Genomic DNA, 18,363 nt, shown 5'->3' with positions numbered 1-18,363 from the left:
ATGCAGCATATCACCGACCCGATCGACCGCCGTCTTCTGGACGATTTCCAGCGTGATTTTCCCATCACCGAACGCCCGTTTCAGGTTCTGGCCAACGCGCTTGGGCTGGAAGAGGCAGAAGTGCTCGACCGTCTGGCCCGGATGCGCAAAACCGGGCGCATAACGCGGGTCGGCGCGACGATTGCACCCGGCGCGGTGTCGGCCAGTACGCTGGCGGCTTTAGCGGCTCCGGAAGAACGGCTGGAAGAGGTCGCGGCGCTGATCGATGCGGAACCTGGTGTGAACCACAATTACCAGCGCGAGGATGACTGGAACCTTTGGTTCGTGGCCACCGGTCCGGACCGGGCGCATGTGAACGACACCCTCGCCCGGATTTCGCAGCGCTCGGGGCTGCGGGTTCTGGATTTGCGGCTGGTGCGGCCGTTCAACATTGATCTGGGCTTTCGTATGTCGGGCGAGACCCGCAATGCTCCTGGCCCGCGGAAAGTGGATCGTTCGGCCATGCGAGAAGGCGACCGACCCCTGTTGCAGGCCCTCAGTTCCGGCCTGTCGCTGGTCTCTGATCCTTATGCGGCGCTGGCCCGGACCCTGAACCGCGACCCAGAAGATGTGATGGATCGCGTAGCCGCCTTGCACCGGGCCGGGATCATCTCTCGCCTGGGCGTCATCGTGCGCCACCGCGCTTTGGGCTGGTCCGCCAATGCAATGGTGGTCTGGGAAATGCCGGCCGAGCAGGTCAGCAGCGCTGGCCCGGCACTGGCAGCGCATCCCGGTGTGACACTGTGCTATGAGCGCAACCCGGTCGAGGATGTCTGGCCCTATCGCCTCTATTCCATGATCCATGCGCGTTCGCGCCCGGAGGCAATGGAGGTTTTGGCCGGGGCCGCCGCCCTGCCCGAACTATTTGGCGCGCAGCGCAAAGTACTGTTCTCGACCCGCTGTTTCAAACAGACCGGTGCATTGATCCAACCGAAGGAGGCCGCCGCATGAGGCTCGACGACACAGACCGCGCGATCCTCAACCGGATGCAGGATGACCTGCCGCTGACCTCGCACCCTTACACCGAAATTGCTCAGGAAATGGGGATCGCAGAGTCCGACCTGCTGGCCCGCCTGACCCGCATGAAAGACGAGCGTGTGATCACCCGCTTTGGTCCCTTCTTTGACGCTGCTGCGATGGGTGGAGCCTTCTGTCTGTGCGCCATGGCCGTGCCCCGACAGGATTTCGAAAACGTCCTGACCAAAGTCAATGCGCATCCCGAGGTCGCGCATAATTATGAACGCACGCATCGGCTGAACATGTGGTTCGTTCTGGCGACCGAAACACCCGAAGGGATCGCAGCCACAGCCGAGGCTATCGCACGGGAAACCGGGATCGCGGTCCTGCAATTCCCCAAACTTCAGGAATTCTTCATCGGTTTCCGGGTGGCGGCATGATCGACGCAAAAGACAGAGAGATTATTGAGGCGCTGCAAGGCGGCCTGCCCCTTGTGCCCGCCCCCTTCGCCCAGGTGGCCGACGGCTTGGGCCTGGATGAAAAGACTCTGATGTCCCGTCTGGCCGATATGAAATCGCGCGGTGTCATCCGGCGCATCGCTGCAGCCCCCAACCACTATAAACTGGGCATGACCTCGAACGGCATGACTGTGTGGGATGTCGAAGATGGCCGCGTTGCCGAATTGGGGTCGCAGATCGGTGCCCTGCCCTTCGTCACCCATTGCTATGAACGCCCGCGCGCCTTGCCCGACTGGCCTTACAATCTGTTCGCCATGGTTCATGGCGCTGACCGAGATGAGGTCGAGGAGAAGCGTGCCGAGATTGCCGTCATCCTCGGCGATGCCTGCCGGGCCAAAGATATCCTTTATTCCACGCGCATCCTGAAAAAGACCGGGCTGCGCCTGAAAAAGAAAGGCTGAGATATGTTCCGCCTGACCGAATACATGCACCAGCTCGTGAAACCGACCCCAGTGCGCAAACGCCGCCCCGGCCCGGTGAAACCGGTGGTGATCTGGAACTTGACGCGGCGTTGCAATCTGAAATGCCGCCATTGCTATACCGTCTCGGCGGATGTTGCGTTCCCGGGTGAGCTCAGCCACGAGCAAGCCATGGTAACCCTTGAGGATCTGGGCCAGTTTCGCGTCCCGGCCCTGATCCTCTCGGGTGGGGAACCACTGGACCGGTTCGATTTCTTCGACATCGCCACACGCGCGCGTGATCTGGTGCCGATGCTGGCACTGTCGACCAACGGCACGCGGATTTACGACGAAACCGCCGACATGATTGCCGACGTGGGCTTCAACTATGTTGGCATCTCGCTGGACGGAATCGGGGCCACGAATGACTGGTTCCGAGGTGTCGAGGGCGCCTTTGCCGACGCCCTGCGCGGTGTGCGCGAATGCAAGAAGCGCGGCATCAAAGTGGGTCTGCGGTTCTGCCTAACCGAGGGCACTCAGCACCACCTGCCTGATCTGTTACAGCTTTGCGATGATGAGGGGGTCGACAAGTTCTACCTGTCTCACCTCGTCTACGCCGGGCGCGGCGACAAAAACCGAGGTGAGGATGCCGAGCATCTGCGTACCCGTAAGGGTCTAGATTTGTTGTTGGAACGCGCGTGGGAGGCTGCGTCTGGCGGTCGCCCTCTGGATATCGTGACCGGCAACAACGACGCCGATGCGGGGTATTTCCTGAACTGGGTCCGGGCGCATTTCGACGATGACAAAGCCGCCCATGTGCGCGAGCATCTGGCCGCGTGGGGCGGGAACTCCAGCGGGCTGGGCGTGGCCAATATCGACAATCTGGGCCGCGTGCATCCCGACACTTATTGGTCCGATTACACAGTCGGCAATGTGAAGACCAAATCGTTCTCAGAGCTTTGGACCGGTGACGACCCGATGCTGGCCATGCTGCGCACCCGTCCGCGTCCTTTGAAAGGGCGTTGCGGGGTGTGCCGGTTGAAGGATGTCTGCGGCGGAAACACCCGCATCCGGGCGCTGCAACTTACTGGTGATCCGTGGGCCGAAGACCCGGCCTGCTATCTGTCGAACGAAGAAATCGGCGTGGATGGCGCGAGCGAGCGCCTGCAGGTCACGCCGTTCCGGGGGAAAAGCCATGATCCGGCGCATCAGTTCTTTTGACACTCTGAAAATCGGCGCTTTCTGCTCGCTACTGCTAGCGGGCACCGCATGGGCCGATGCTCCATCTGATTACGCCGAGCATTGCGCCTCATGCCATGGCGAGAACCGCTTGGGTGGGGTGGGGCCGGCGCTGATCCCCGAAACGCTGAAACGGATGCGAGGGCCGCGCGTGGCTGCCGTGATCGCCGAGGGGCGTATCGCGACACAGATGCCGGCGTTTTCGCATGAGCTGGACGCGCTGCAGATCGAGGAACTTGCAGGTTGGTTGAAATCGCCGCTGGAAACTGATCCCGAATGGGGCGAAGCCGATATCATGGCCAGCCGTACTCTGGACGAGGATTATGCGCCGGTGGACGCGCCTGTTTGGGACAGCGATCCTATGAACATCACTTTGGCCGTTGAGACCGGCGATCACCATGTCAGCGTTCTGGATGGCGACACGTTCGAGGTTCTGGACCGGTTCGAGACGCCGTTTGCCGTGCATGGCGGGCCGAAGTTCAGCCCGGATGGGCGATACGTCTTCATTATGTCCCGCGATGGCTGGGTGCAGAAATATGACATCTGGGCGCTGAAACAGGTGTGCCGCGTGCGTGCGGGCTTGAACAGCCGCAACATCGCCATGTCAGGAGACGGCAAGTGGGTGGCCGTGGCGAACTATTTGCCGAACTCTCTGACACTGCTATCCACCGAAGACCTGTCTGTAGCGAAAGTCATTGATGTAAAAAGCAAAAAAGGAAAACCCAGCCGCGTCTCGGCGGTCTATCAGGCACCGCCGCGCGAAAGCTTCGTTCTCGCGCTGAAAGACGTGCCCGAGATTTGGGAAGTATTCTACGGGGCGAACCCACCGCAATCCGGTTTGGGGCATGATTTCCGCATTGAGGGTCAGTTCAAGAACCCCGATCCCTTCCCGGTGCGCAAGATTACCACGCCCGATTATCTGGACGATTTCTTCTTTGATCAGAGCTATGAATACGTCATGGGCGCCTCGCGCGATGGCAAGGGCGGGCAGGTGATCGATCTGGTGATTGGCCACAAAGTGGCTGATCTGGACCTGCCTGGGATGCCTCACTTAGGTTCGGGGATTACCTGGAAACATGGCGACTCCACCGTGATGGCGACGCCGCATCTGACCGATGGCACGGTCTCGGTGATCGACATGGAGACATGGGAAACCGTCAAGCGGATCAAGACCGAAGGGCCCGGCTTTTTCATGCGCAGCCATGAGAATTCGCCTTACGTCTGGGCCGATGTGTTTTTTGGGCCGAACAAGGACGCCATGCATGTAATCGACAAGCAAAGCCTTGAAATCGTAAAAACTTTACGCCCTGCGCCAGGCAAGACCGTGGCGCATGTGGAGTTCACCAAGGATGGCAGCCACGCGCTGGTTTCGATCTGGGAAGATGACGGCGCGGTGATCGTCTATGACGCGCAGACGCTGGAAGAGGTCCGCCGCCTGCCGATGCGTAAACCGTCTGGGAAGTACAATGTCTGGAACAAAATCACCTTCTCGGAAGGCACCAGCCACTGAGGATAAATGGCCGGTCTGGAAACTGGCCATCCTGCTTTATCCGGCCACGGCTCTGACCGTGGCCATCAACCTGTTTCTGGCCGGGCTGATCCTGCACAGCGCTGGATTTGGTGCCATCGGACCGGTGCCCGCGATCCTGTGGTCGATCCCATTGGGCATACCTGCCGCGTGGTTGGCGGGGCGTTGGGTGCGCGGGTTGATGGATGAGGCAGATAGTTGATTTCAAATGTTAAAATCGAAAGTTTCCAGAACCTGACCTAAGTCAAGTATCGCGCCGAGAGAATCCCCTAGAACACGCAGCATAGCTTCCCGAGTCGGAGTCTCCATGCCTGCCCTCGTCCCTTTGCACAATCTCCCTGCCCGTGCGGTTCGCGCGGCAGCTGGGTTGGCGGGCATGCTCCTTCTTTTGTTGCAGACCTTTGGACCGGCGCTGGCGAGTCCCGGTGAAAGTGTCTGGGTGGAGATCTGCTCGGAAGGCGGCGCGGTCTGGGTTGAAGTTGACCTTGAGGAGGGCACCGAAGACCCGACCGCGTACTGCCCGAAATGCGCCGATTGCGCGCTATGCGCTGTTACCAGTGCGGCACCAGTGCCCGAGCTGGCGCAAGTGCCGCAAATCGGAATCTTCCGTGTTGTACAGGTTCAAAGCAGCAAATCTTCCGTGTTGTACAACTCGGATCGGCTGTGGCCCGAAACCCGGGGACCCCCGTGCGCGACCCAAAAAACAACTGAACGCGCCCCGCGCGCGTCCATGGCGTCTACCCTAAGTATCGGAGGTGCGCCGTGGTCGTAAGTCGCGCAATCCATTTCCTGCTGGCCCTTGCCCTGTCCTGCCTAATGGCGATCAGTGCCCATGCCGACAGCCTTGCCAGCTTCCTGCCCGAGATTGAACCCGCCGATCTGGCCCCCGGTGCTGATGCCTTCGGGCCGGTACGTGATGACGTTCCGGTTGCCCCTGTCCTGAAGGGCGGCGAGACCGTTGCCTGGGCCTTCCTGACTTCTGACTTCGTGGGCACCACCGGATATTCCGGTAAACCGATCCATGTGGTTGCCGCCATCGATGACGACGCGGTGCTGACCGGTGTGCAGCTGGTCAAACACTCGGAACCCATCGTTCTGATCGGCATCCCGAACTCGAGGATGGTTGAGCTGACCGAAGGCTATACCGGTCTGGACCTGAAGGTTGAGGCCGAAACCGGTGGCGAGGGGCATGACCTCGACATTATCTCGGGCGCGACAGTGACGATCATGGTGATCGATGACAGCCTCGTGCGTGGTGGGATCAAGGTGGCGCGTGCGCTGGGGCTGGGCGGGTTATCTCCGCTACAGGCAGACGGGCCGAAACGCGAAGTCGATATGGCACAGGATGCTGTTTACGACTGGACCACTTTGTCAGGTGACGGTTCGATACGGCGGCTGACACTGGATGTCGGTCAGGTCAACGCAGCTTTTGAAGCCACTGGCGATCAGCGCGCCATCAAACGCCCTGAACCGGGCGAGCCGGATGACACGTTCATCGACATGCACGTGGCGCTGGTCTCAGTTCCATCGATCGGCAAATCACTGTTAGGCGAGGCCGAATATCAGAACCTTGTCGAATGGCTGGACGAAGGCGAACAGGCCATTCTGGTGCTGGGGCGCGGTGCCTACAGCTTCAAGGGATCAGGGTATGTCCGCGGCGGAATCTTCGACCGGATTCAGCTTATTCAGGGCGACAATTCGGTGCGGTTCTTCGACAAGCAGCAAGAGCGCCTTGGCCGGGTTGCCGCCCCGGATGCGCCCAGTTTCACCGAGCTGGATATCTTCAAGATCCCCGCCGAAGCCGAGTTCAACCCCGCCGAGCCGTTCCGCCTGCAATTGCTGGTGCAACGGGCCGTGGGTGCGGTCGAAAAAACCTTCCTGACCTTCGATCTGGGCTACAAGCTGCCCGAGCAGTATCTGTTGCCAGTCGCAGCCCCCACTGTTGTGGATGACGCCACTGGCGAAGCCGCAGCAAAAGCCGCCTTGTGGAAACGCATCTGGAAGGATCGCACGGTCGAGATTGCCGGTCTGGGCGTCATGTTGTTGGTGCTGACCGCAACCTTCTTCTTCCAGTTCCACGCCACGATGAACGCCCGGGTCTTTTACTGGTTCCGCATCGGATATCTGACCCTGACGCTGTTCTTTATCGGCTGGTACGCCAATGCGCAGCTGAGCGTGGTGAACCTGATGGCTCTGGCGGGCAGCTTGCGCACCGGGTTCTCATGGGACGCCTTCCTGCTGGATCCGCTGGTCTTCATCCAGTGGTTTGCGGTGGCTGCCGCCCTGCTGTTCTGGGGACGCGGGGCTTATTGCGGCTGGCTGTGTCCGTTTGGTGCGCTGCAGGAACTGACTAACAAGATCGCGCGCGCGCTGAAAGTGCCACAATGGACGCTGCCATGGGGGCTGAACGAACGCCTATGGCCCGCGAAATACATGATCTTCCTCGGTCTCTTCGGGCTCAGCTTTGTCTCGATCCCGCTGGCTGAGACCTATGCCGAGATCGAGCCGTTCAAGACCGCCATCATTCTGAAGTTCATGCGCGACTGGCCCTTCGTGGTCTTTGCGCTGACCCTGCTGGGGATCGGGCTGTTCATCGAACGGTTCTATTGCCGCTACCTCTGCCCGCTGGGCGGAGCGCTGGCGATCCCCGCCCGAATTCGCATGTTCGACTGGCTGCGCCGCTACAAGGAATGCGGCAGCCCTTGCCAGACCTGCGCCAACGAATGCCCCGTTCAGGCCATCCACCCAACTGGTGAAATCAACCCGAACGAGTGCGTCACCTGCCTGCATTGTCAGGTGCTCTACCAGTCCGAGGACAAATGTCCCGTCGTTATCCGCCAGCTTAAACGGCGGGCCAAGACAGGGTCGGTCAACCTCAAGACCCCCCTCGGGCAACCACCGGCGAACCATCCGAACGCCAAACCGCAATCCGTTTCCTAAAAAGGAGGAACGATCATGTCGGAACAAGACAACAAACTGAATATCACCCGCCGCGGGATGCTGGGGGCAACCGCCACCGGCGCGGTGCTGGCCGGGACCGGTCTGGGTTCGACCCTGATGACCGCGAAACAGGCCAGCGCTGCGGCCAATGCCAACCTGGAGCCCGGAGAGCTGGACGAATATTACGGCTTCTGGTCCTCGGGTCAGACCGGTGAATTGCGCATCCTGGGCTTCCCGTCCATGCGCGAGCTGATGCGGGTACCGGTTTTCAACCGCTGCTCGGCCACCGGCTGGGGCCAGACCAACGAGTCGCTGAAGATCATGACCGATGGCCTGCTGCCGGAAACCAAGGAATTCCTCGCCAAGCGCGGCATGAAAACCTATGACAACGGCGACCTGCACCACCCGCACATGTCGTTCACCGACGGGACCTATGACGGCCGTTACCTGTTCATGAACGACAAGGCCAACACCCGCGTTGCCCGTGTGCGTTGCGATGTGATGAAATGCGACAAGATCACCGAGATCCCGAATGCCAAGGCGATCCACGGTCTTCGTCCGCAGAAATTCCCGCGCACCGGCTACGTCTTTGCCAATGGTGAAGATGAAACTCCGCTGGTCAACGATGGCACCGTGCTGGACGATCCGTCGCAATACGTGAACATCTTCACCGCGCTGGACGGCGATACCATGGAAGTGGCATGGCAGGTGATCGTTTCGGGGAACCTCGACAACACCGACTGCGACTATCAGGGCAAATACGCCTATTCGACCTCGTACAACTCGGAAATGGGTATGAACCTGGCCGAGATGACCGAGAACGAACTCGACCACGTTGTTGTTTTCAACCTCGCGGAAATCGAAAAAGGCATCGAAGCCGGCGACTATCAGGAACTGAAAGGCGTCAAGGTTCTGGACGGACGTAAGGGTCAGAACAAGAAATACACCCGCTACATTCCGATCCCGAACTCGCCGCACGGCATCAACACCGCGCCCGACGGCAAGCACGTCTGCATCAACGGTAAGCTGTCGCCCACCGTGTCGATCATGGACGTGACCAAGCTGGACGCCCTGTTCGAAAGCGATGCCGATCCGCGGTCCTGCATCGTGGGTGAGCCGCAGCTGGGTCTTGGCCCGCTTCACACCGCGTATGACGGTCAGGGCAACGCGTTCACCACGCTGTTCCTCGACAGCCAGATCGTGAAGTGGAACATGGACAAGGCGATCCGCGCCTATGCGGGTGAGGATGTCGATCCGATCATCTCGAAGGTCGATGTGCATTATCAGCCGGGTCACAACTCGACATCGATGGGTGAGACCAAGGATGCCGACGGCAAGTGGCTGATTTCGATGAACAAGTTCTCGAAAGACCGCTTCCTGAATGTGGGTCCGCTGAAGCCTGAAAACGAACAGCTGATCGACATCTCTTCCGACGAGATGAAGGTGGTTCACGACGGCCCGACCTTTGCCGAGCCGCATGATTCGATCATCGTTCGCAGCGACATCGTCAACCCGGTAAACGTATGGGACCGCAACGACGTCACATGGGAAGACGCCCGCAAACAGGCCGAAGCCGATGGCATCGATCTGGAAGAAGGCGCCGAGGAACCGATCCGGGACGGTAACAAGGTGCGCGTCTACATGACCTCACAGGCGCCGACATTCAGCCTTGAGAAGTTCACCGTCAAACAGGGCGACGAGGTAACAATCTTTGTCACCAACCTGGATGACGTGGACGACGTGACCCACGGCTTCTGCCTGGGCAACTACGGCATCGCCTTCGAGATCGGGCCAATGGCAACCGCGTCGATCACCTTCACTGCGGACCGTCCGGGCGTACACTGGTTCTATTGCCAGTGGTTCTGCCACGCGCTGCACATGGAAATGCGCGGTCGGATGCTGGTCGAGCCGCAGGGAGCGTAACCCATGCGTTGGCCCCTGCTCATACCGCTCCTGCTCGGCTCGCCCCTCTGGGCGGCGGACTGGGATGTGCCCAACCGGGCGGGGGCCATCAATGAAACACTGGCTCAGGCGGCGGATGGGGACACCCTCCGCCTGAGCCCCGGTGTCTACACCGAAACACTGGTTCTGGACCGGCCCGTAACCCTCGACGGGCTGGGACAGGCCACAATAGACGGGCAAGGAAACGGCAGCGTCATCACCGTGACCGGGCCGGGCGTGACTGTGCGTGGTCTGACAGTTATCGGTTCCGGTTCAAGCCATGAGGGTATCGACAGTGGTATCCAGCTGACCAAAACGGCTAAGGCGCCCGTGGTCGAGGATAACGTGCTGTTAGGCAACCTCTACGGCGTCGACATTCACGGGGCCAAAGGCAGCATCGTGCGTGGCAACCGGATCGAAGGACGTTTGGATCAACGGATGAACGACCGCGGCAATGGCGTCTATGTCTGGAATGCCCCCGGCGCAGTGGTTGATGGCAATGACATCCGGTACGGGCGCGACGGAATCTTTGTGAACTCGTCCAAGAAGAACACCTTCACCAACAACCTGTTCCGCGACCTGCGCTTTGCGGTGCATTACATGTATGCTGATAATTCTATTGTCAGCGACAATGTCTCGATCGGCAATGATCTGGGCTATGCGGTGATGTTCACGACCAATGTGACGGTTGCCAACAACGTCTCGATCGGCGACCGCGAACACGGAGTGATGCTGAACTACGCCAACAAGAGCACCATCACCGGAAACGTGGTGAAAGGTGCCAAGGAAAAATGCACCTTCCTCTATAACTCCAACAAGAACGAATTCACCGACAACTGGTTCCAGGGATGCGGCATCGGCATCCACTTTACCGCCGGGTCCGAGCGCAACCGCATCGTTGGCAACTCATTCATCGGAAACCGGACTCAGGTGAAATACGTCTCGACCAAATGGGTCGAATGGTCAGAAGATGGGCGCGGCAATTACTGGTCCGATTTCGCCGCTTATGATGTGGATGGCAACGGCATTGCCGATGCCCCCTATCGCCCCAATGACAGTATGGACCATGTGCTGTGGACCCAACCCTCAGCCAAGTTGCTGCTCGGCTCGCCTGCCGTGCAGTTGGTGCGCTGGTCACAATCGGCCTTTCCGGCACTGCTGCCGGGGGGCGTGATGGACAGCAACCCATTGATGCAAGCCCCTGAACCCCCAGCTATGAAAAAGGTGCCTCATGACGGATAAGGCCCTGTCAATCGACCATGTTCTCAAGGACCGTGGAAAAACCCGCGTTCTTGACGATATCACCCTGTCTCTTGCCCCTGGCCAGCGCGTTGCGCTACTGGGCCATAACGGCGCGGGCAAGTCGACCCTGATCAAATCTATCCTCGGCCTGACGCCGATCCATGGCGGAGCCATTCGGATCGGGGATGCCACTCCCGGTAGTGCTCAGGCACGGCGCGAGACGGCCTATCTGCCCGAGGCGGTGTCATTTCATCCCGCGCTAACCGGGCGTGAGCAGTTGACCCTGTTTGCGCAGCTTTCAGGCGCAAAAGCCGATGTGTCCGGTTTGCTGGATCGTGTCGGCCTGAGCGACGCTCTGGACCGTCGGATCGGCACCTATTCCAAAGGCATGCGGCAACGTTTGGGCCTGGCGCAGGTGCTGTTGGGCCAACCGAAAGTGGCCTTGCTGGATGAGCCGACAAGCGGGCTGGACCCGATTTCTCGACAGGACCTGTACGCCATCATCGACGAACTGGCTGCCCAAGGCACCGCCGTTCTGATTGCCTCACACGCGCTGACCGAGGTCGAGGCGCGCACCGACCGGATCGCCATCATGCGCAAGGGTCAGATGGTCGCCGACGACACCCTGAACAATCTGTCGGCTCTGGCCGGTCTACCGATCCGCTTGAAGGTACGCGCCAGCGCCAATCCGGATGTGCTGGCCGCTGAGCTGGGCGGCAGCCGGATCAATGGGGCATCTGTTGAATTGCTCTGCACACCCGAAGACAAGATGGAGGCCCTGCGCCGGATCGCTGGACTGGGCGATGCGGTTGCGGATGTGGAAATGACCCCGCCCAAGCTGGAAGATCTCTATCGCCACTACGCACAGGAGGATTTGCAATGACTCGCTTCCTCGCCATCACTCGGACTGAGATGCTGATCCTGCGCCGCAACCGCTGGCTGCTGGTCGCAACTCTGATCATGGTTTTGTTCGCTTTGGCGCTGACCTTTGCGGGCAGCGCGCCTACTGGCACTTTGGGCGTCGACATGCTGACCGTCTCGGTCGCGTCGATGACCACGCTGTCGGTTTATCTTGCGCCGCTGCTGGCGCTGATGATTGCCTTTGACGCCATCGCCGGCGACGTGGATCGCGGCAGCTTGTCACTGCTGCTGTCTTACCCGGCTGGGCGCGGAGAAATCCTGTTGGGCAAGTTCACCGCCCATCTGGCCGCGCTGGCCTTTGCGATGACCGTCGGTTTCGGTACCGCAGGCGCAGTGGCCGCCTTCTTTGGCGGCGCCGGGCCAGAGAGCCTAATGGCTCTGGTCCGCCTTATCCTCACATCCATCCTGCTGGGCGCTGTCTTTCTGGCGCTTGGATACCTGTTGTCCGCCCTGGCAAAGGGGGCCACGGCGGCAGCGGGTCTGTCGGCCGGGCTCTGGCTGGTTTTTGTCGTCCTCTATGATCTTGGGCTGTTGGGAGCCGTCGTCATGGACAAGGGCGGCGCCTTCACCCAATCCGTCTTTCCTTGGGTGATGGTGGCCAACCCGGCCGACGCATTCCGTTTGTGGAACATCGCCGCTACCGAAGGTGTGGCGATGGCCTCCGGCATGACCGGGGCGGCGCAGGCCCTGCCGGTCTGGGCCGCGCCCGCGTCGTTGCTGATCTGGCCGGTGCTGGCTTTTGCCTTTGCGCGACTAGCGTTCCGGAGGGTTGAGCCATGAAGCGTCTCGCCCTGATCGCATTGGTCGCGCTGGCGGCCTGCAAGGAAGAGGTGGCCGAGGCCCCCGACCCGGTTGATCTGACCCCCGATGCGCTAAGCTATTTCTGCCAGATGAACATCGCCGAACACGGCGGGCCGAAAGGTCAGATTCATCTGGAAGGCTATCCTGCGCCTTTGTTCTTTGCGCAGGTGCGCGACATGCTGGCCTATCTAAAAAGCCCCGAACGCGATGCCAAGATCACCGCTGTTTACGTCAGCGACATGGGGGTCGCCCCCAGCTGGGGGCAGCCGGGAATCTCCAACTGGATCGCAGCCGATGGCGCGACCTTTGTCGTTGGCGCAGATGTCGCCGGAGGCATGGGCGCGCGCGAGGTCGTCCCATTTGCGGAACTCGACGAGGCCGAAGCGTTTATCCTGCGCTATGGCGGGTCCGCTTTGCCCCTGCCCGAGATCCCCGATGCCGAAGTCCTTGGACCCGTCGATCTGGACTTGATTCTGGAGACCCCCGCATGACCGTTTTGACCCGCCGTCGCTTCCTGACCATCTCAGCCGCCTGCGCCGCCATGCCCGCAGCCGCCAGCAGTTCGGCCCAATGGCGCGGCATCGCGCTGGGCGCACCTGCAAGCCTGCGGCTTGAAGGACTGACGGGTGTACAGGCCGCGCCGATCTTTGCTGCGGTCGAGGCCGAATTGAACCGGCTTGAGGATATCTTCAGCCTCTACCGACCACATTCGCAGATCAGCCAGTTGAACCGCACCGGTCACTTGAATGCACCTGCGCCTGAGCTGCTGGAGGTGCTGAGCCTGTGTTCCGCGCTTCACGAAGCCTCGGGCGGGGCGTTTGATCCGACGATCCAGCCGCTCTGGCTGGCGCTGGCCAGCGGAGCGGAGCAGCCAAGTGTGGAACGCGCGCATGCAACGATCGGATGGAACAACGTGCATGTCGGTACGGATGAAATCCGCCTGCCATATCCCAGACATTCGGCGATCACGTTGAACGGGATTGCGCAAGGTGCGATCACCGACCGGATTGTTGCTTTGCTGCGGTCCTTCGATCTGCGCAATGTATTGGTGGATATGGGTGAGGTCGCCGCTCTTGGCCAGCGATACACTAGCGAGCCATGGCGCGTGGGGCTGGCCGCCCCCGATGGCACGGTGGCCAAACGAATCAGGCTTCAGGATCGAGCTGTCGCAACCTCAGCGCCCGGCGGTGCGATGTTACAGGGCAAACATGGCCATATCCTAAACCCGAAAGGGCACAAAGTTACGCAACACGCAGTATCAGTATCCGCGGCGCGGGCCGCTGTTGCCGATGGGCTATCAACCGCCCTCTGCCTGACTCCGGATAGCGGAGCAAACGCGCTGGCGTCGCGGTTTCCAGGGGCGAAAATCGAGATGCTACTCTGAGCCACAAGAGCGGCGGGCACCTCAAAAATATCTAGCGCTCGCTTTGGGGTGCCCCGTTATGGTCGGGATATTCAGTGAATGGTTTTGTTGGAGAATTATGTTCGCCAATGTGAATTGATTTTGGCGGCTGGCCAATGAGATGGAGGGGTTTGCGCCGATCAACGAACCGCATTGTATTGATGCTTTAGCCAAGTTCCCCGAGGAGGCACGCCAACATCGAGCTATGATTTCCTCGAGTGAATATTGCAAGCACAGTGACTGATGGAGAGTTCCTCTAACCGTCCTTAAGCGTCTAATAGGGTTAAGTTTTTTCATACACTTTTTACTCATTGAAATGCGTCGAGTAGCAGATTGTTGGCGCATTTCCTCAAATATTTGCATCGATCCGAACGAAGGCGCTGTCCGCTTGAGGCGGACGAAGATCAGTAGATCTGCACGATTACAACCTACAAAGCTCCGAAATCGCGCGAATTGTTAACGCAATGTTAACGATGCGTTTTCGATCCATTCAAAGACATTCCGGCATACTAACAGTATGTTATGTCGCCGACTATTATACGGCACCTGCCAAACTTTCTAGATTGGAAGACCCGATGTTAAACTTCTCTCTAAACTTCACGGTTGCCTCAATTGGGATTTTTTCCGGCTTTCTAACAATATATGCTTTTTTGTGATCGGCTCAGGAACTGATGTTCGAACCATCAACCCCAAACAGTGCAGCCGTAAATGCATACCGGCTGAAACGTTCCAATTCGGAATATGACGTAGCGATGTGGGCAGCTTGCGCTTTAATGGCGCTGCACAAAGACGAGCCAGCCGTGTTGCAAGAATATGCATGTCTCTGGGCGAGCAGAGCGAAATTAGACGGATCAAAAAGAAGTCACTCAGAGCAGTCATCAAGTGGACAGCCCAGCGATTAAAAGGCAACAACCTAAATGGACTAAAATTCCGCCTCAAAGCTAAATATCTGAGGCTAAGTTGTGACCCTGCTCCTTGATCCCGATTGTTTGGATGTAAAAGCCGTTTCTGCCTCTTCGTATTGATTGAATTGTGGTCCATGTCTGCTAATCGGTACCACTGAATAACTCAAACGAAGCAAGCATGAGTTACACTGAGATTCGCCTAATAATCTGAAACTAGCCCGCCAACAAATGAGCGCGCTCGCTTTGTGTTATGGTCGGTCCTGCAGTTTTTGATGATCTTTCGCGCTTTGGCGAGATTGCAACTGTCGGCAATACTGCAAGCTCCTTTCCTGACGCAGCATTTGAGGATGCGCTAGTTACTTTTTTCTCAGCGCCCTAGCCTTGTCAAACGCCAGAACGGGGCAACCCCATCATGAGGAAAAAAACTGACAGGCCCATCACTTTCCGCGCGCCCGAGGATATCCTCACCTGTTTGGTTCTTCAGTGTCTCATTCAAAGGTAGCAATCTATTGCCGTCGAATGGCTTGATCTGTGGGTGCTCCCAGTTTTGCTTTGACAGCATCAACATGCGGCGTAGTCCAACCCGCACCCTCTCGCCAGCTTCACTCTGCCAAGGGCGCAGCCCTGCAGCTGAAAGAAGGTCGAACAGGTTAACCCAACTCTGTAAATTGAAAGCCCAATAGTGCTGCGTCAGTGTGCGCTGCAGTTCGTGCGGTTGATCTCCATCAGGGGTGATCGTAGAAATGGCTCGAGCTTGCGCTCGTAAGTCGAGGGCTTGCAGATAATCATCTTTTTCCAGAAATGCGGCAAGGCTGGCGGCCTGCAAGTCATAGCATGTCCCGTGGTTGTTGGCTGCTCTGCATTCTTGGCGACCTTGCACACTATCAGTGAACCAATCAAAGAACTCCGCGCTCCACTCTTTCATGCGGTCGGTTATGTGCGAATCTCTAAGAAGCCGAACCGCATCAAGAAGAAAATAAAAATCTTTGGTTTCTATAACCCCATGGGCAGCCCCCATGTTACCCTGGTGACCCAGCCGAACCTGCGCATAAGAAAGGTTGGGCTTCATGCCAGTTTCAGCGTCCAGGAACCACGTCCTCAGAATTGAGCAGGCGTGTGCGTGGAAGCTCGGATCGGCGTCTTGTAATGTACTCGCTAATGCAAGGGCTGTGGTGTCGTCGAAGACGCGTTGTAAACGAGTTCGATCGAAGCGGCCGCTCTCTGGTTCGTAAAGTTCAGTGCCCGGTAGTCGTTCACCGTCGCGCCTGACATAGGGCAAACCATCTTTCGAATTTGGGTTCGGCCACCAATATGGCGCTGGATGAAAATAGTCGCGAAGATCGCCAGAGGGGCCGGGCTCGGGTTTTTGCGTAACCGAAAATGGACCTCGTTCTAAAGCCTGCTGTGCAGCTTCCCGAACAGCTACCCAATCTTCTGACTGTGCCGGATCAGCCGTAGTCAGGTCATAAGATAGGGCTTGGTCTTGCGCGAACGACGCACGGACTGGGCGCGCCGACAACATGTCCAAAGTCGAACGGATCGCAGAAGCGCGTGCGAGACCACGGTTAACAAATGCCTTCCGATCAGCCTGTTCAAGGTGGGCTTTTCCTGACGCCAGCCGCGCGACCCAACCGGCTTGCCCAACCCGATGACCATCAGGGTGAACTCGGCGTGGCGGAATGTCGAAATCTTCCACAGGCCATCGCGTCCACGGACCCTCGATACCAAGATGCATGAAAAGCTCAACCTTTGGACGACGACCATATGGAAGGTCCTCGTTGAACCTCAATGGTGCATCGCATCGAAAAACCAATTGGGGCTCTTCTTCCGCAGAAAAGGTATTGTTAGGTTCCAGCAAATCTTGATTGTTGGTGATCCTTGCCATTGGAACAACAAAATATCGCTTGTCCCGGGCCTCTAAGATGTTCGAATGCAGCTGTGCCCATCCTGAGGACGTAAGGAAGCAATTCCCATCAAAAGGCAGCGCCCACTTGCCGTATTCCAGACAAAACTCGAGAGCTGCATTTCGTGCACCGTTGTTGTGCATCACATAGTTATTGCGGGCGTGGTAAGCCTGCATAATTGCCTGCGTCGTGCGCGTACTGGTTGAGTCTATTTCAAGATGTCCGTCGTAGAACATATCAGGCTGTTTGAACGTATCGAAGCTGTAACCGATAGACTGATATTCTTCTGGATCGAAGGCGATACGTCGATAGGTCTGCCCTCGTTCCTCAAGCAAGCTGATAATCTTTGCTTCAGTCTCCGCGTTAAATATCCTATTGAGCAACCATAACTTTTTTACGCCATCGAATTCTGGTTCATTGTCTAAAACAAAGCGCACATTTGAGAGGCTTTGGCCCACCTTGTGCCTTGGCTCGAGATCGTTGCCGACAATCCGACAGAGCGCGAATGTATCCGCCAAATCGTTGATCTCAGATTCCAGTCTTGGATCAATGGGCTCTTGTTTCACATCACCCAGAGTACCGCTAATGTCACCCATCCGCTGCACGCTGAAAGAAGTGTTGATGCGGTTGCGTCTAATGTCTCGCCGATATCGGTGCAGCCTGTACAGCAGGTAGAGAGGGAACAAAGCTATGATCGATATTCGAATTAGCGGGGAGCTTCGCTTGAAGTCATGTATAAGTTGTTCGAGCAAAGCTTGCCTCCTGTTAGATCACTTTGACACGCATATTGACTTTGTTTGATCTCAACAACCAATTCAAAGACGGGCGTTCGCTCATGATTGGCTCGGCTCTTCTGAGCCTTTGTTCGCAGGAGTGCCCCACTTGATGTGTTTGTGTGTTTGAATGCACGCTTGTTTTTGATGTAGCAAGCGGCGTTGCTGAATTGTTGGTTTCTTAATTTTGTACCTTTCTCTGATGGGGACTTTATCGCGCCCGAAGTAGATATCGTCGGGTATATATTAATAAGGCTCTCATGGTTGTGCTCGAAATTATGGGAATTGACAAAAGAGTCGAACTGACTCTCTTAGTCACCAGGCAAACTGTTGTGTTCTGGCGAGGCTCGTTTTTTATTGGTCCGGTACCATCGCTAGATTTTGCTCCGGTGTGCGTTGTCAGGATGAGTGAGTGACTTCGCCCTCTCGCATGGTTATGCGGAGCTTGCAGAAAATGATCTAATAGATGCGATCATCCGGGATCGAGCTCAGCCAATACCACCCTCACCGATGATCTTGAAGCAGGTGAACTCGGCCTGTCACATCTGGTTTACGGCCGTGGTCCTATCCGTGAGCCCGTCAGCAACTTCGATCACCATATATCTCGCCGCAGTGAACAGGTCAGCTTTTTTCGGAAATAGGTTGGCTGATAATCCAGATTTGAAACACCGCTATTCAGTGGTGTATTTCTTCGTCATTTCCTGATTCGGCTGCACCCCGTGTTGCAACCCAAACTCGATAAATTCGCCTTGGCTCTGCTATGGGAGGCAGCTCGAGAAAGATATTGGGCTCAGGAAACGATTCGCCAGGGCAAATAAGCCCCTGCGAGCCTGCGATCTTACCACCAATCCCGTT

At 57.9% G+C, this 18,363-nt stretch carries 15 protein-coding genes; 14 read left to right on the top strand and 1 reads right to left on the bottom strand.

The window, feature by feature from the left end; translation table 11 throughout:
* The 14 genes from ahbB (ACR0KN_RS15820) (at position 1) to ACR0KN_RS15755 (ending at position 13,908) form a co-directional block, all read left to right on the top strand.
* Positions 1 to 990 (top strand): siroheme decarboxylase subunit beta, encoded by a 990-nt coding sequence (gene ahbB / locus ACR0KN_RS15820; RefSeq protein ID WP_480654895.1) that lies wholly within the window; start codon positions 1 to 3, stop codon positions 988 to 990.
* Positions 987 to 1,436, top strand: coding sequence for an Lrp/AsnC family transcriptional regulator (locus ACR0KN_RS15815; RefSeq protein ID WP_480654893.1), 450 nt, complete (start codon positions 987 to 989; stop codon positions 1,434 to 1,436). The genes ahbB (ACR0KN_RS15820) and ACR0KN_RS15815 overlap by 4 nt, the downstream gene beginning before the upstream one ends.
* Positions 1,433 to 1,915, top strand: coding sequence for a siroheme decarboxylase subunit beta (ahbB, locus tag ACR0KN_RS15810; protein ID WP_480654891.1), 483 nt, complete (start codon positions 1,433 to 1,435; stop codon positions 1,913 to 1,915). The genes ACR0KN_RS15815 and ahbB (ACR0KN_RS15810) overlap by 4 nt, the downstream gene beginning before the upstream one ends.
* A 3-nt stretch (positions 1,916 to 1,918) precedes the next feature.
* Positions 1,919 to 3,133 carry a heme d1 biosynthesis radical SAM protein NirJ gene (gene nirJ, locus ACR0KN_RS15805; RefSeq protein WP_480654889.1) on the top strand — a complete coding sequence of 405 codons (1,215 nt, stop codon included), beginning with the start codon at positions 1,919 to 1,921 and terminating at the stop codon, positions 3,131 to 3,133.
* Entirely contained in the window at positions 3,108 to 4,661 is a 1,554-nt protein-coding gene (locus tag ACR0KN_RS15800; RefSeq protein ID WP_480654887.1) for a cytochrome D1 domain-containing protein, read from the top strand. The genes nirJ and ACR0KN_RS15800 overlap by 26 nt, the downstream gene beginning before the upstream one ends.
* Positions 4,618 to 4,881, top strand: coding sequence for a hypothetical protein (locus tag ACR0KN_RS15795; RefSeq protein ID WP_010443095.1), 264 nt, complete (start codon positions 4,618 to 4,620; stop codon positions 4,879 to 4,881). Before ACR0KN_RS15800 ends, ACR0KN_RS15795 begins: the two co-directional genes overlap by 44 nt.
* Before the next feature lie 105 nt (positions 4,882 to 4,986).
* Complete coding sequence (locus ACR0KN_RS15790) at positions 4,987 to 5,451, top strand: DUF2946 family protein (RefSeq protein ID WP_480654885.1); 465 nt, start codon at positions 4,987 to 4,989, stop codon at positions 5,449 to 5,451.
* Positions 5,452 to 5,495: 44 nt separating this feature from the next.
* Positions 5,496 to 7,619: a 4Fe-4S binding protein gene (locus ACR0KN_RS15785; protein ID WP_480655010.1), complete on the top strand. Its 2,124-nt coding sequence runs from the start codon at positions 5,496 to 5,498 to the stop codon at positions 7,617 to 7,619.
* A gap of 15 nt (positions 7,620 to 7,634) precedes the next feature.
* Positions 7,635 to 9,542, top strand: a complete 1,908-nt coding sequence (gene nosZ / locus ACR0KN_RS15780) for a TAT-dependent nitrous-oxide reductase (RefSeq protein WP_170542341.1) — start codon at positions 7,635 to 7,637, stop codon at positions 9,540 to 9,542.
* 3 nt (positions 9,543 to 9,545) lie between these two features.
* Entirely contained in the window at positions 9,546 to 10,802 is a 1,257-nt protein-coding gene (locus ACR0KN_RS15775) for a nitrous oxide reductase family maturation protein NosD (protein ID WP_480654883.1), read from the top strand.
* The gene (locus ACR0KN_RS15770) at positions 10,792 to 11,685 is read left to right on the top strand and encodes an ABC transporter ATP-binding protein (protein ID WP_170542345.1); all 894 of its coding nucleotides are present in this window, start codon (positions 10,792 to 10,794) and stop codon (positions 11,683 to 11,685) included. The genes ACR0KN_RS15775 and ACR0KN_RS15770 overlap by 11 nt, the downstream gene beginning before the upstream one ends.
* Positions 11,682 to 12,503, top strand: coding sequence for an ABC transporter permease (locus tag ACR0KN_RS15765; RefSeq protein ID WP_480654881.1), 822 nt, complete (start codon positions 11,682 to 11,684; stop codon positions 12,501 to 12,503). Before ACR0KN_RS15770 ends, ACR0KN_RS15765 begins: the two co-directional genes overlap by 4 nt.
* Positions 12,500 to 13,015, top strand: coding sequence for a nitrous oxide reductase accessory protein NosL (locus ACR0KN_RS15760; RefSeq protein WP_170542348.1), 516 nt, complete (start codon positions 12,500 to 12,502; stop codon positions 13,013 to 13,015). The genes ACR0KN_RS15765 and ACR0KN_RS15760 overlap by 4 nt, the downstream gene beginning before the upstream one ends.
* Complete coding sequence (locus tag ACR0KN_RS15755) at positions 13,012 to 13,908, top strand: FAD:protein FMN transferase (RefSeq protein WP_480654879.1); 897 nt, start codon at positions 13,012 to 13,014, stop codon at positions 13,906 to 13,908. The genes ACR0KN_RS15760 and ACR0KN_RS15755 overlap by 4 nt, the downstream gene beginning before the upstream one ends.
* A 1,290-nt stretch (positions 13,909 to 15,198) precedes the next feature.
* Here the strand turns inward: ACR0KN_RS15755 and ACR0KN_RS15750 are convergent.
* Positions 15,199 to 17,331: an alginate lyase family protein gene (locus ACR0KN_RS15750; RefSeq protein ID WP_480654877.1), complete on the bottom strand. Its 2,133-nt coding sequence runs from the start codon at positions 17,329 to 17,331 to the stop codon at positions 15,199 to 15,201.
* Positions 17,332 to 18,363: the final 1,032 nt, after the last annotated feature.

The sequence above is a fragment of the Ruegeria sp. AP7 genome (genome assembly GCF_056539905.1).
This window is presented reverse-complemented; position numbering and strand designations above follow the sequence as displayed.

Excerpts from the sequence above, each read along its gene's own strand:
- ahbB (WP_480654891.1), top strand. The coding sequence starts at position 1,433 with ATGATCGACGCAAAAGACAGAGAGATTATTGAGGCGCTGCAAGGCGGC.
- nirJ (WP_480654889.1), top strand. The coding sequence starts at position 1,919 with ATGTTCCGCCTGACCGAATACATGCACCAGCTCGTGAAACCGACCCCA.
- ACR0KN_RS15790 (WP_480654885.1), top strand. The coding sequence starts at position 4,987 with ATGCCTGCCCTCGTCCCTTTGCACAATCTCCCTGCCCGTGCGGTTCGC.
- ACR0KN_RS15760 (WP_170542348.1), top strand. The coding sequence starts at position 12,500 with ATGAAGCGTCTCGCCCTGATCGCATTGGTCGCGCTGGCGGCCTGCAAG.
- ACR0KN_RS15755 (WP_480654879.1), top strand. The coding sequence starts at position 13,012 with ATGACCGTTTTGACCCGCCGTCGCTTCCTGACCATCTCAGCCGCCTGC.
- ahbB (WP_480654895.1), top strand. The coding sequence starts at position 1 with ATGCAGCATATCACCGACCCGATCGACCGCCGTCTTCTGGACGATTTC.
- ACR0KN_RS15785 (WP_480655010.1), top strand. The coding sequence starts at position 5,496 with ATGGCGATCAGTGCCCATGCCGACAGCCTTGCCAGCTTCCTGCCCGAG.
- nosZ (WP_170542341.1), top strand. The coding sequence starts at position 7,635 with ATGTCGGAACAAGACAACAAACTGAATATCACCCGCCGCGGGATGCTG.
- ACR0KN_RS15795 (WP_010443095.1), top strand. The coding sequence starts at position 4,618 with ATGTCTGGAACAAAATCACCTTCTCGGAAGGCACCAGCCACTGAGGAT.
- ACR0KN_RS15800 (WP_480654887.1), top strand. The coding sequence starts at position 3,108 with ATGATCCGGCGCATCAGTTCTTTTGACACTCTGAAAATCGGCGCTTTC.
- ACR0KN_RS15770 (WP_170542345.1), top strand. The coding sequence starts at position 10,792 with ATGACGGATAAGGCCCTGTCAATCGACCATGTTCTCAAGGACCGTGGA.
- ACR0KN_RS15750 (WP_480654877.1), bottom strand. The coding sequence starts at position 17,331 with ATGGGTGACATTAGCGGTACTCTGGGTGATGTGAAACAAGAGCCCATT.
- ACR0KN_RS15765 (WP_480654881.1), top strand. The coding sequence starts at position 11,682 with ATGACTCGCTTCCTCGCCATCACTCGGACTGAGATGCTGATCCTGCGC.
- ACR0KN_RS15815 (WP_480654893.1), top strand. The coding sequence starts at position 987 with ATGAGGCTCGACGACACAGACCGCGCGATCCTCAACCGGATGCAGGAT.
- ACR0KN_RS15775 (WP_480654883.1), top strand. The coding sequence starts at position 9,546 with ATGCGTTGGCCCCTGCTCATACCGCTCCTGCTCGGCTCGCCCCTCTGG.